Raw genomic sequence first — 12,504 nt, 5'->3', positions numbered from 1 at the left:
GCCAGATGCGAGCCCTGCCGATGTCCTCACCGCAGTCGACCCTGACGCTAGCCGACGCAGCCATCGTCGAAGACCTGTTCAGCGTGCGCGACTGCCTGCGCTGGGCCACCACCGAATTCCACGCGCATCGACTGCATTTCGGTCATGGCACCGACAGCGCCTGGGACGAAGCGGTGGCGCTGGTGCTGGGTGCGCTGCATCTGCCGTGGGATGTTGATCCGGCGGTGCTCGACGCGCGCCTGCTGGGTGTCGAGCGCCAACGTATCGTCGCGCTGGTGAGGAGCCGGATCGAAACGCGCCGGCCGCTGCCATACCTGCTCGGCGAGGCCTTTTTTGCCGGCTTCCCGTTCGAGGTCGACGAGCGCGTGCTGATTCCGCGTTCGCCCACCGCCGAATTGATCGAGCAGGGGTTTGCGGCCTGGTTCGACGAGACGCCTCCGGGACGAGTGCTCGATCTGTGCACCGGTTCCGGCTGCATGGGCATTGCCACCGCGCTTCACCTGCCGACCTGTGAAGTGGATCTGGTCGATATCAGCGTCGAGGCACTCGAGGTCGCCAAGGCGAATATCGTACGGCATGATGTCGGTCGGCGCGTTCGCGCGGTGGCCTCCGATCTGTTCGAGGGTGTGGCCGGTCAGCATTACGATCTGATCGTCAGCAACCCGCCTTATGTCGATACGCGCGATCTGGCGACGATGCCGGCGGAGTATCGCCATGAGCCGGGCCTGGCGCTGGGTGCCGGTCGCGACGGGCTCGATATCGTCCGGCGCATTCTGCGTGAAGCCCGGACCTATCTGAACGACGGTGGCATGCTGATCGTCGAGGTAGGCAACTCGCAGCGCCATCTGGAGGCGGCCTTCCCCGAGGTACCATTCCTGTGGCTGGAGTTCGAGCGCGGCGGCGAAGGGGTCTTCGCGCTCAGCGCCGAGGATCTCGATAGCTACGCCGATCAGTTCGCTGCCACTCCCTCGGCCTGAACCGATATTTTCATCTCTTTCCTGAGGATCGCGCATGTCCGGCAACACCTTCGGCAAACTATTCACCGTCACCACTTTCGGTGAGAGCCACGGCCCCGCGCTGGGCGCGATCGTCGACGGTTGCCCGCCGGGACTCGAGCTCAGCGAGGCGGACCTGCAGCACGATCTGGATCGCCGTCGGCCGGGTTCCTCGCGCCACACCACTCAGCGCCGCGAGCCGGACCAGGTCAAGATCCTGTCCGGCGTGTTCGAGGGCCGAACCACGGGTACGCCGATCGGGCTGATGATCGAGAACACCGATCAGCGCTCCAAGGACTACTCCAAGATTGCCGAGCAGTTTCGTCCGGCACACGCCGACTACACCTATCACCACAAGTACGGCATTCGCGACTATCGCGGAGGCGGCCGCTCCAGCGCCCGCGAAACCGCCATGCGCGTGGCCGCCGGCGCCATCGCCAAGGCATGGCTGGCCGGGCAGGGCATTCAGGTGCGCGGCTACATGAGCCAGCTCGGCCCCATCCCGATCGAATTCAAGAGCTGGGACGGCGTCGACGACAATCCGTTCTTCTGCCCGGATCCGGACAGGCTGCCCGAGCTCGAAGCCTACATGGACCAGCTACGCCGCGATCAGGATTCGGTGGGCGCAAAGATCACGGTCGTCGCCGAGGGCGTGCTGGTGGGGCTGGGCGAACCGGTCTTCGATCGGCTGGACGCCGATCTGGCTCACGGGCTGATGAGCATCAATGCGGTGAAAGGGGTCGAGATCGGCGATGGCTTCGATGTCGTCGCCCAACGCGGCAGCGAGCATCGCGATGAAATGACCCCGCAAGGCTTCCTCTCCAATCACGCCGGCGGTGTGCTTGGCGGCATCTCCAGCGGCCAGCCGATCGTCGCCCATCTGGCACTGAAGCCGACCTCCAGCATCACCCAGCCGGGGCGCTCGATCGACGTCAACGGCAAGCCGGTGGAAGTGGTGACCAAAGGGCGTCACGATCCCTGTGTCGGCATCCGCGCCACGCCGATCGCCGAGGCGATGATGGCGCTGACGCTGATGGATCACCTGCTGCGCCATCGCGCCCAGAACGCCGACGTCCACGTCGAGACGCCGCGCCTCGGCCAGCGCTGACCGAGAGGTGTCGTGTGATGTAGCACGATGCCTGCCATCCGGCGGGTGTCGTGATCAAGGCGACTGGTCGTCCTGTTGGTGTTTTCGCGATGCTCTGGCCTGCCTTTCTGCCTGATTCCGCGTGTCTTCTTCTTTCTTTTGCTCGCCTTTCTTTTGCTCGTCTTTTTCCCGGGCCTCTTGCTCTTGGTCCTCGGCTTGTCGATCCTTGACCTTGCGCTGGCGCAACTGCTGACGGTAGCCATAGGTAGCGCTGCGGATCGTTTCGTCGCTCTCAAGGCTAGAGCCCAGTGAGCCGCCGACGGTCGCAATCGAGGTGGCGAACCACGCCAGAGCGGGGAAACTGAGCCAACTGATCGATTGGCTCACCGTCGACTCAAACAGGCTGGACGGCACGAGCAGAATGGCGGCGACGAGAAACAGCAAGAACAGTATCGCGTAGTAGCAGCTGACGCCTGCCGCCAAGGTCAGCACCGTGGTCAGGTTGTAAAGCCGCGTTAGCCGACTCGAGGCGGTATGTTGTTGCGGCTCCCACAACCCGTGATCGACGATCAACCAGACCACCATGGCCGCGATGGCGGCGACCATCAGAATGGCGGAGCGGGAGAACCCGTATGCTGCGCTGAGTTGCCATAGGCCGGGCGAGATCAGGGCATAGGCGCCGGTGGCGAAGGCCACTGCGATGATTCGGCGGAACGCAGGCAGTATCGACCAGGGGCGGTTGGCTCTGATCATGCCGCAGAGCAGTCTGGCATGGCCGCGCCAGCGTGCTGCGCTGACGAAGCGCACCTCGCAGCCGTCTTCACCGCTATCGTTCGATGTCTCGCGCTGGATCGGTGCCAGCCATTCGGCCGGCCCCCAGCTCATCAAGTGCCGCGAGCTACTGTTGCGAATGCCGCTCTGATTCCGCGCCTCGGCGTTACTGTTCAGGTGCTGTTGCTGACGCTCCCGATCCTCATCATCGCTACCGTGATGCATTTCATTGATCAGCTGGAGAATGGCTTCACGCAAACGTCGCTTTAGCGGAGAGGCGCCCAGCGCTGGCTGTGAGATAAGGCTGACGCCCCGGTTTCCGATGGCTTCGGCGACCGTTAGTCGATCATTCAGAAACAGCGGCAGGTCGGTAATGCAGACCACATAATGCCAGTCCCTGTCACGTTTGAGCTGCGCTGCCTGCTCGATCACATCCGCAGCGCCGTCATCAGCGCCGACAAGCGCATCGGTCACGCACTCGACCTGCCAGTCGTGGCGGTCGTCGGTGTGGCGCTTGAGGAGGTCAGGTAGCTCTCCGGCGATTTGATTGGCAACCCGTTCCGGCAGTTCCGGCGCCGGCACCAGGCCCAGCCGCAGCGGTTTGATGGCGGCCTCGTCCTGCGCTGCCGAGTGGCTGGGCGCGTCCTGCTCGTCCTGCGCCATGCGAGGCGACTCCTTTTGCTTGAATGAGCGCATCTCGAAGGGATGCGTCTTGAATGGCGGTATCTTGAATACGCGGGGCTAAGCGTAGTCGCTCGGTGTCGGTTTTGGGGTTCGTGCGCTTTCCAGTTCCGCGATCATCGCGTGTCCGGCATTGGAGAGCGTGCGGCCCTTGTGCACCAGATAGCCCAGTCGACGCTCGATCGGCGGATGCGACACCGGCAGTACCGCGATCTCGTCGTCGATCATGCTCTCCGGCAGCACGCTCCAGCCCAGCCCGATACCCGCCATCATTTTCAGCGTCTCCAGGTAGTTGGTGGAGAGCGCCACATCGATTGCCAGCCCGGCCCGATTGAACGAACCCACCACGATGTCGCGAGTAAACGTGAGCGGCCCCGGCAGTACCGCCGGATAGTTCACCAGTGTCGATAGCGGCAGCTCGCCGCGCGTCGTCAGCGGGTGTTCGGGCGCCGCCACGAAGCGTAGCTGGTCGATCCACACCGGGACCGATTCGACCTGCGGGTTGGGGTGCGGTGACAGCGTCACCACGGCCAGCTCGATCTCGCCGGCGACGACGCCGTGATAGGCCTGTTCGGAATCGAGAAAGCGTAGATCCAGATCGACGTCGGGGTAGCGCTGGGTAAAGGCCTTGAGGATCGGCGGCAGCCGGTGCAGGCCGACATGGTGGCTGGTGGCGAGCGTCAGACTGCCCTCGACGCTGCCGCTCAGATTGCTCAACGTCCGGCGACTATCCTCGACCAGTTGCAGAATCTGCCGTGCGCGGGGCAGCAGCAGCCGACCGGCCTCGGTCAGGCTGACGCGCCGATTGATCCGATCGAAGAGTCGGGCGCCGGTCTGATGTTCCAGCGTGGCGATACGTTTGCTGATTGCTGGCTGGGTCAGATGCAGTTGCTCCCCGGCCAGCGAGAACGACGCCGTATCGGCGACCGCGATAAAAGCCTGCAGGCTCTGGGTGTCCATGGCATCAATCCCCGACGGATAAATTTATTAATTCTGTTATGGAATCCAAAGCATAATCAAGATGAATTGATTTTATGCATGAAGGCGCCGTATCTTGGCTATCCAATCATTCGCGGCGTCAGATGACGTCTCGATTCGCAAGCGTTACGTCACCAAGCTGCGAGAGATAGCGTGACGGAGGAGATAACACAGATGGCAAGCCAGACGCTCTACGACAAGCTGTGGGCGCAGCATTTGGTGACCCAGCGCGACGACGGTTCCGCGCTGATCTACATCGATCGTCACCTGCTGCACGAGGTCACGTCGCCCCAGGCGTTCGAGGGGCTGCGTCTGGCCGGACGCAAGCCGTGGCGTCGCGATGCCAATCTGGCGACGCCGGACCACAACGTGCCGACCACGCTCAAGGAGCGCAGCGCCGGTAACGCCGGGATTCTCGACGACGTGTCGCGAATCCAGGTCGAGACCCTGGATGCCAACTGCGAGAGCTTCGAGATCGAGGAGTTCCGGATCAACGACGAGCGCCAGGGTATCGTCCACGTGGTCGGGCCGGAGCAGGGCGCCACGCTACCGGGCATGACCGTGGTCTGCGGCGACTCGCACACCGCGACGCACGGCGCCTTCGCCGCGCTCTCTCACGGCATCGGTACCTCCGAAGTCGAGCATGTGCTGGCGACGCAGTGTCTGATCGCCCAGAAGATGAAGAACATGCAGGTGCGCGTCGAGGGCAAGCTGGGGCTCGGCGTCACCGCCAAGGATGTCGTGCTGGCGATCATCGGGCGCATCGGTACCGCTGGCGGCACCGGCTACGCCATCGAATTCGCCGGCAGTGCGATCCGCGATCTCTCCATGGAAGGTCGTATGACGATCTGCAACATGGCGATCGAGGCTGGCGCCCGCGTGGGTCTGGTGGCGGTGGACGACAACACCATCGACTATCTGAAGGGCCGCCCCTATGCACCGACGGCCGAGCAGTGGTCGGCGGCGGTCGAGGCGTGGCGGGATCTGGTTTCCGACGACGGCGCGCATTTCGACAAGATCGTCGAGCTCGACGCCGCCGAGATCGAGCCGCAGGTCACCTGGGGCACCAGCCCGGAAATGGTCGTCAACGTCTCCGCCGAAGTGCCGGATCCGGCCGGCGCCGCCGATGAAACCGTCACCCAGGGCATGACCCGCGCGCTGGAGTACATGGGGTTGAGCGCCGGACAGAAGATCACCGATATCCGGCTCGACAAGGTGTTCATCGGCTCCTGCACCAACTCGCGGATCGAGGACCTGCGCGAGGCGGCCAAGGTGGCGAGAGGGCGCAAGGTTGCCGACAACATCCAGCTGGCGATGGTGGTGCCGGGCTCCGGACTGGTGAAACGTCTGGCCGAAGCCGAAGGGCTCGACAGGATCTTCGTCGAGGCGGGCTTCGAATGGCGCGAGCCGGGCTGTTCGATGTGTCTGGCGATGAACGCCGACAAGCTGGGCGCCGGCGAGCGCTGCGCCTCGACGTCCAACCGCAACTTCGAAGGACGGCAGGGCTACGGTGGGCGCACCCATCTGGTGAGCCCGGCAATGGCGGCGGCAGCGGCCATCGAAGGCCACTTCGTCGATGTCCGCAGCTATGACTATGATCGCGCCGACGCGATGAGTGCCTGAGGAGGCCAGACAATGAAAAAGTTCGAACGCCTGCAGGGCCTGGTCGCACCGCTCGATCGCGCCAATGTCGATACCGATTTGATCATTCCCAAACAGTTTCTGAAGTCGATCAAGCGCACCGGCTTCGGCCCCAACCTGTTCGATGAGCTGCGCTATCTCGACGAAGGGTACCCGGGCCAGGACGCCACGGGCCGTCCGCTCAATCCGGATTTCGTGCTCAACCAGTCGCGCTATCGCGATGCGCAGGTGCTGCTGGCGCGGCGCAATTTCGGTTGCGGAAGCTCGCGCGAGCACGCGCCCTGGGCGCTGGATGATTTCGGTTTCCGCGTGGTGATCGCGCCGAGCTTTGCCGACATCTTCTACAACAACTCGTTCAAGAACGGGATCCTGTTGATCGCTCTCGACGAGGCCACCGTCGATCGGCTGTTCCAGGAGACCGAAGCCGTGGAAGGCTATCGCCTCGACATCGATCTCGAGGGGCAGACGATCACCACACCGAGCGGCGAGGCGATCCCGTTCGAGGTCGATGCGTTCCGCAAGCACTGCCTGCTGGAAGGGCTCGACGACATCGGCCTGACCCTCGAGCAGTCCGGGGCCATTCGCGATTTCGAGAGCCGCCATCGTCCGGCGAACCCCTGGTTGTTCCGGGATGCCTGACGTGACAGGGCACGGCGACCACAGCGCCGTCGTCGAGCGCCAGTTCGGAGGCCAGGCTGCGGCCTACCTGTCGAGTCAGGTGCATGCCCAGGGTGAAGAGTTCGCGCAGCTTCGCGAACGCATCGGCCAGCTCGACGCGCCAGTCGATGCGCCTCGCGTGCTGGATCTCGGCTGCGGTGCCGGTCATGTCAGCTTCCAACTTTCGGATCTGGCGGCGGAGGTCGTGGCCTACGACCTGTCGCCGCGAATGCTTGCGGTGGTCGGCGAGGCGGCCATCGAGCGTGGATTCACCAATATCCGCACGGTGCAGGGTATCGCCGAGTCGCTGCCGTTCGCGGACGACAGTTTCGACGTGGTTTGCAGCCGCTTCTCCGCCCACCACTGGCGCGACGTCGGGCTGGCGCTGCGCGAAGCGAGACGGGTGTTGAAGCCGGGTGGGCTGGCGGCATTCATCGACGTCTCGGCGTCCGAGCAGCCGCTGTTCGACAGCTTCCTGCAGACCGTCGAGATGCTGCGCGACACCAGTCATGTGCGCGACTACGCCCCGAGCGAATGGGCGCAGATGGTCGGTGAAGCGGGGCTGGTGATGACGTCCAGCTCGCGCCAGCGCCTGCGCCTGGATTTCGAGACCTGGATTGCGCGGATGCGTACCCCGGATGTGATGCGCGATGCCATTCGCCACCTGCAGCGCGATGTCGGTCAGGAAGTGCGCGATGCCTTCGAGATCAGCGATGACGGCTCCTTCACCACGGATATGCTGGTGCTGTGGGCCACGAAGTGACAAATCAAGGAACACGCTTGAGGACAATGCATGAGTAAGAAAATTCTGGTGTTGCCCGGTGATGGTATCGGCCCGGAAATTACCGCCGAGGCGGTCAAGATTCTGAATGCCTGCCGCGAAGCCGGGCTGGACGCCGAGCTGGAAGAGGCGCTGGTCGGCGGTGCCGGCTTTGATGCCGAGGGCGATCCGCTGCCCGAGTCGACGCTAGTCAAAGCCAAGGCGGCGGACGCGATCCTGCTCGGCGCCGTCGGCGGCCCGAAATGGGACACGCTGGAAGATTTGAGCAAGCGCCCCGAGAAGGGCCTGCTGGGACTGCGCAAGAATCTCAATCTGTTCGGCAATCTGCGCCCGGCGCTGCTCTATCCGCAGTTGGCCGAAGCCTCGACGCTGAAGCCGGAAGTGGTTTCCGGGCTCGATATCATGATCGTGCGCGAGCTCACCGGCGGTATCTACTTCGGCCAGCCGCGCGGCATCGAGGAGCGTAACGGCGAGCGGGTCGGGTTCAACACCTACGTCTATTCCGAGTCCGAGATCGAGCGTATCGGTCGCGTCGCCTTCGAAATGGCGCAGAAGCGTGGCAAGAAGCTCTGCTCGGTGGACAAGGCCAACGTGCTCGAAGTCACCATTCTGTGGCGCGAAGTGATGAACCGCCTGGCGCCGGAATATCCCGACGTCGAGCTGTCGCACATGTACGTCGACAACGCCGCCATGCAGCTGGTGCGCGCGCCCAAGCAGTTCGACGTGGTGGTCACCGGCAACATGTTCGGCGACATTCTCTCCGACGCCGCCGCCATGCTCACCGGTTCGATCGGCATGCTGCCATCGGCGTCGCTCAACGAGCGTCAGCAGGGCATGTACGAACCCTGCCACGGCAGCGCGCCGGATATCGCCGGTCAGGGCCTGGCCAATCCGCTGGCGACGATTCTGTCGGTGGCGATGATGCTGCGCTATTCGCTGGGGGAGCCTCAGCTTGCCGAGCGCATCGAGCGCGCTGTCGGTCAGGTACTGGATCAGGGCCTGCGCACCGCCGACATTGCCTATCCGGGCACCCGCCAGGTTTCCACCAGCGAAATGGGGGATGCGGTACTGGCGGCATTCGCCGAGGCCTGAGCGCGTCGCCATCGGACGGAACTTCGCGGCCGATGCGCTATAATGCGCTTTCAAGATTGACAGGATGCGACGACTCGAACGGGTCGTCGTGTCGATTCAGGACATTCAAAAACGCTTCGGGGTACGCCAACTATGTTGAAAGTCGGATTCGTCGGCTGGCGCGGGATGGTCGGTTCCGTGCTGATGCAGCGCATGCTGGACGACAACGATTTCGCCGGGATCGAGCCGGTGTTCTTCTCCACCTCCCAGGCCGGCCAGGCCGGGCCGAGCATCGGCGTCGACGTACCGGCATTGAAGGACGCCAACGATATCGAGTCGCTCAAGGCGATGGACGTGATCGTCACCTGTCAGGGCGGCGACTACACTGGCGCGGTCTACAAGCCGCTGCGCGAGGCCGGCTGGAAAGGCTACTGGATCGATGCGGCCAGTACGCTGCGCATGGCTGACGAGGCGACCATCGTGCTCGACCCCGTCAACCGTCACGTCATCGACGCGCAGTTGGCCAAGGGCGCCAGAACCTTCGTCGGCGGCAACTGTACGGTCAGCCTGATGCTGATGGGCCTGGGTGGGTTGTTCGAGGCCAACATGATCGAGTGGATGACCTCGATGACCTATCAGGCCGCTTCGGGTTCCGGCGCCAAGCACATGCGCGAACTGATCGGACAGATGGGTGCGTTGCATTCGGCGGTCGCCAAGGATCTGGCGACGCCGTCCAGCGCGATTCTGGATATCGACCGCGATGTCACCGCCAGCATGCGCGGCAGTCAGTTCCCGGTCGATAACTTCGGCGCGCCGCTGGCCGGCAGCCTGTTGCCGTGGATCGACAAGGCGATGGATAACGGCCAGAGCAAGGAAGAGTGGAAAGGCGGCGTCGAGACCAACAAGATTCTCGCCACCGGTGCCAACCCAATCCCCATCGACGGGCTTTGCGTGCGAATCGGCGCGATGCGCTCGCACAGTCAGGCCTTCACCATCAAGCTCAGGCAGGACGTGCCGATCGACGAGATCGAGGACCGGCTGGCCAAGCACAATGACTGGGTCCAGGTCGTGCCCAACGAGAAGGACGCGACCCTCGAGCAGCTGACCCCGGCGGCGGTCAGCGGCACCTTGACCATCCCGGTGGGGCGTCTGCGCAAGCTCGCCATGGGCGGTGAGTACCTGACCGCGTTCAGCGTTGGCGACCAGCTGTTGTGGGGCGCTGCCGAACCGCTCAAGCGAATGCTCAAGATTCTGCGCGAACGCGCCTGAGCATCATTCGAGTTTCGCCAAGCCCTGTCAGCAAAGCCCTGTCAGCCAAGCTGGCAGGGCTTTTTGCGCTTATGCCGGCCCTTGGCGTTCGGGACGGCCGACTGCACCATATTGTTACGCAATGTTAAAGTTTACTGAGCGCTTGCCGATGAGGGAGTCGATACGGACTCCACTGCGAGGGCGGGAAACGACATGCGGCAATGGCTCACATTCGTGGTTGGCTGGCTCTGTTTGACGCTGGCGTCGTCGGTTCACGCGCTCGGCGTCGGTGAACCGCAACAGCTTTCGCCGCTCAATCGGCCATTGCATGTCGTGTTGCCGCTGACCGATGGCAGCGGCCTCGAAGCGTCGCAGATATCGGTGACGATCGCCGACGATGCCGCCTATCGCCAGTCCGGGCTGACCCGAAGTGCGTTGACGGATACGGTGTCGGCCAAGGTCGTGCGAGAAGGCAGGGCGCTCAGCGTGGTGCTGGAAAGCCCACGCCGCGTCAAGGAGCCCTTTCTCGATCTGCTGTTGGTCGTCACCTGGCCGGCGGGACAGTGGCAGCGGGAGATTTCACTGCTGTTCGACCCGGTCGATTACGCCAGTACTCCACCCTTGATCGAGGGCGATCGCAGCCACTCGCCACGCCGCCAGGCGGTAGCATCGTCGGCGACCGATGCCATGCCGGTATCCGTCGCCGTTACCGGGAATAGGTCTCCAGGGCAGGCCCGGCGCGGATCGTCGGCTTGGCCCGGGCAGGTGATCGTTCGCCCCGGAGACTCGCTGTCGACGTTGGCGGCCTCGCTGCTGCCGAAGCCCGGCGTGAGCCGTCAGTCGCTGATGGTGGCGCTGTTCCAGTCCAACCCTGCGGCTTTCGTTCAGGGTGACATCGATCGACTGCGAGCGGGGGTCAGTCTCGACGTGCCGGCGTCCGACGACGTCGCCGCAATGTCTCGGCGCGACGCCGCCGCGACCCTCGCCGGGCTGTCGAGAACCGAAGACGGCCGGCCGCTCATCGACATCGTGGGTCAGGTGGCGACTTCGGCGACATCCGACACGGCGATCTCGTCTGGGGCCGGTGACTCATCCGGCTCGCAGCGCTCGGCGCGGCTCGCGACGCTGCAGCAGCACGTATCCGACCTTGACGCCGAAACCGAGCGTCAGCGCGCGACGATCGCCAGCTTGCAGGCCGAGCGCGACGCGCTGCAGAGCGCACTGGCCGCCGTCGGTACGCCACCGGCGGCGGCCGACGTGGCAAGATCTGACCAATCGCGCGTCGGTGGATCTGGCTCTGATGGGTCGCCCTCTGATCGACAAAGCGTCAAGGACACGATGGTCAAGGTGGCGACATCGGCAGTCGTTGCCGATGCCGCGGCGGCGACCCCGGGGGCGCCGCCGTCATCATCATGGTCGCAGCGTCTGCTGGAAAATCTCGACTGGATCGGCGGTGCGATATTGATCCTGTTGCTGGGGCTATGGGCCTGGCAACGCCGCCGTCAACGCGCCGGCCACGTCGAAACATCATCATCGTCCTTGTCATCGGCGACGCCAGCGTCCAAGACGTCACCGGCCGAGACGGTGTCGAAGCCGGCAGCCGCGTCGCGCCGTCCCGTCGCCGGCGATTCCGATTCCGCCTCGATCAGTCAGGCCGATATCTATATGGCCTACGGCCGTCATGCGGAAGCGCGCGACTGGCTCCAGCGGCAGCTGGCGCAGGCCGAAGATGCGCATCTCCGTCTGGGGCTGCTGAGAGCGCTGGGCGAACTGCGGGAGATGGAGGCGTTGGATGAGACGCTAGCCGGCTTTGGCGATGACGCCTCGCCGGAGCAGCGTCGCGAAGGGCAGGCGTTGGTCGACGATTACCGCGCGCGATACGTCGAGGAGAGCTGGCAGGAAGCGACGGCAGTCGACGCCGAAGGTGAGGCCGAGGAGAGGCGCGCTGGCGAGAACTCGGACGAGGACAAAAACGCGAACAGGAACGAGTTCGACAACCATCATGTCTGGAGCGGCAACGCGCGAGACGTCGATGCGCTGTTCGAGTCCCAGGCCGCGTCACCCGAGATGCACGCCGCCGATTTTCGACTTCCGGCCCGCGATAATCGACAGGAGCCGGTATCAGGGCTGTTCGATGATGACTGGTCAGGCTCGCCGGAGATGGCGGAAACGTCGTTGACGGCTCCGAGTATCGATTACCAAGCGCCGACGCTGGAGTTGAACGTCACCGCCGACGACGAAATACTGCCATCTGCTTCCGGTTCATCTCCCGCACGGGACGCGTCATCCGCAGTGGCGAACGAGACGCCGCCACGGTCGACCCTCGATTTTTCGGCGCTCTCTCTCGAGCCCGTTGAAATGGAGAGCGTTGACGACGACCCGCAAGCCGCACCGCTCGACGGTCACGCGTCCTGGAACGCGGGTCGCGACGGCGGCGCACACAGCGCGCACGGGGCGGGTTCGAGGCCTCCGACCAACAAGCCTTCGGGTGGACTGCGCAACGTTCCCGCAGAGTGGGACGTTGAGGCGCTGGAATTCCAGTCGTCGCATCGGGATAATGAGTGCCCCTAACGACTTTGGGCTGCACAGGTTTC

At 64.1% G+C, this 12,504-nt stretch carries 10 protein-coding genes; 8 read left to right on the top strand and 2 right to left on the bottom strand.

Features of this window, described 5'->3' with window-relative positions; all coding sequences use genetic code 11:
* Positions 1 to 20: 20 nt before the first annotated feature.
* Positions 21 to 977, top strand: coding sequence for a 50S ribosomal protein L3 N(5)-glutamine methyltransferase (gene prmB / locus DOM58_RS16275; RefSeq protein WP_245392303.1), 957 nt, complete (start codon positions 21 to 23; stop codon positions 975 to 977).
* A gap of 34 nt (positions 978 to 1,011) precedes the next feature.
* On the top strand, positions 1,012 to 2,103 hold the full coding sequence (gene aroC / locus DOM58_RS16270) for a chorismate synthase (RefSeq protein WP_110693751.1): 1,092 nt from the start codon (positions 1,012 to 1,014) through the stop codon (positions 2,101 to 2,103).
* A gap of 54 nt (positions 2,104 to 2,157) precedes the next feature.
* Here the strand turns inward: aroC and DOM58_RS16265 are convergent, their stop codons facing one another.
* On the bottom strand, positions 2,158 to 3,516 hold the full coding sequence (locus DOM58_RS16265; protein ID WP_110693750.1) for a Yip1 family protein: 1,359 nt from the start codon (positions 3,514 to 3,516) through the stop codon (positions 2,158 to 2,160).
* Between the two features lie 78 nt (positions 3,517 to 3,594).
* Entirely contained in the window at positions 3,595 to 4,494 is a 900-nt protein-coding gene (locus DOM58_RS16260; protein WP_110693749.1) for a LysR family transcriptional regulator, read from the bottom strand.
* Between the two features lie 192 nt (positions 4,495 to 4,686).
* Between DOM58_RS16260 and leuC the strand changes: the two genes are divergently transcribed.
* From leuC to DOM58_RS16230, 6 genes are all read left to right on the top strand, one after another.
* A complete protein-coding gene (gene leuC / locus DOM58_RS16255) occupies positions 4,687 to 6,135 on the top strand; it encodes a 3-isopropylmalate dehydratase large subunit (protein ID WP_110693748.1) in 1,449 nt (482 codons plus the stop codon).
* Positions 6,136 to 6,147: 12 nt separating this feature from the next.
* Positions 6,148 to 6,792 carry a 3-isopropylmalate dehydratase small subunit gene (gene leuD / locus DOM58_RS16250; protein WP_075561699.1) on the top strand — a complete coding sequence of 215 codons (645 nt, stop codon included), beginning with the start codon at positions 6,148 to 6,150 and terminating at the stop codon, positions 6,790 to 6,792.
* Entirely contained in the window at positions 6,785 to 7,573 is a 789-nt protein-coding gene (locus DOM58_RS16245; RefSeq protein WP_110693747.1) for a class I SAM-dependent methyltransferase, read from the top strand. The genes leuD and DOM58_RS16245 overlap by 8 nt, the downstream gene beginning before the upstream one ends.
* A gap of 30 nt (positions 7,574 to 7,603) precedes the next feature.
* On the top strand, positions 7,604 to 8,683 hold the full coding sequence (gene leuB / locus DOM58_RS16240; RefSeq protein ID WP_075561701.1) for a 3-isopropylmalate dehydrogenase: 1,080 nt from the start codon (positions 7,604 to 7,606) through the stop codon (positions 8,681 to 8,683).
* A gap of 132 nt (positions 8,684 to 8,815) precedes the next feature.
* Positions 8,816 to 9,931 (top strand): aspartate-semialdehyde dehydrogenase, encoded by a 1,116-nt coding sequence (gene asd, locus DOM58_RS16235; protein ID WP_110693746.1) that lies wholly within the window; start codon positions 8,816 to 8,818, stop codon positions 9,929 to 9,931.
* Between the two features lie 192 nt (positions 9,932 to 10,123).
* Complete coding sequence (locus tag DOM58_RS16230; protein ID WP_110693745.1) at positions 10,124 to 12,481, top strand: FimV/HubP family polar landmark protein; 2,358 nt, start codon at positions 10,124 to 10,126, stop codon at positions 12,479 to 12,481.
* Positions 12,482 to 12,504: the final 23 nt, after the last annotated feature.

The sequence above is a fragment of the Salinicola halophyticus genome (genome assembly GCF_003206695.1).
Lineage (GTDB): Bacteria > Pseudomonadota > Gammaproteobacteria > Pseudomonadales > Halomonadaceae > Salinicola > Salinicola halophyticus.
Note: the sequence above shows the minus strand (reverse complement) of the source record. Positions and strands in the feature narration are given on the sequence as shown.

Bases quoted from the DNA above. Each gene is read 5' to 3' on its own strand.
- prmB (WP_245392303.1), top strand. From the start codon at position 21: ATGTCCTCACCGCAGTCGACCCTGACGCTAGCCGACGCAGCCATCGTC.
- leuB (WP_075561701.1), top strand. From the start codon at position 7,604: ATGAGTAAGAAAATTCTGGTGTTGCCCGGTGATGGTATCGGCCCGGAA.
- leuD (WP_075561699.1), top strand. From the start codon at position 6,148: ATGAAAAAGTTCGAACGCCTGCAGGGCCTGGTCGCACCGCTCGATCGC.
- DOM58_RS16265 (WP_110693750.1), bottom strand. From the start codon at position 3,516: ATGGCGCAGGACGAGCAGGACGCGCCCAGCCACTCGGCAGCGCAGGAC.
- leuC (WP_110693748.1), top strand. From the start codon at position 4,687: ATGGCAAGCCAGACGCTCTACGACAAGCTGTGGGCGCAGCATTTGGTG.
- DOM58_RS16230 (WP_110693745.1), top strand. From the start codon at position 10,124: ATGCGGCAATGGCTCACATTCGTGGTTGGCTGGCTCTGTTTGACGCTG.
- DOM58_RS16245 (WP_110693747.1), top strand. From the start codon at position 6,785: ATGCCTGACGTGACAGGGCACGGCGACCACAGCGCCGTCGTCGAGCGC.
- DOM58_RS16260 (WP_110693749.1), bottom strand. From the start codon at position 4,494: ATGGACACCCAGAGCCTGCAGGCTTTTATCGCGGTCGCCGATACGGCG.
- aroC (WP_110693751.1), top strand. From the start codon at position 1,012: ATGTCCGGCAACACCTTCGGCAAACTATTCACCGTCACCACTTTCGGT.
- asd (WP_110693746.1), top strand. From the start codon at position 8,816: ATGTTGAAAGTCGGATTCGTCGGCTGGCGCGGGATGGTCGGTTCCGTG.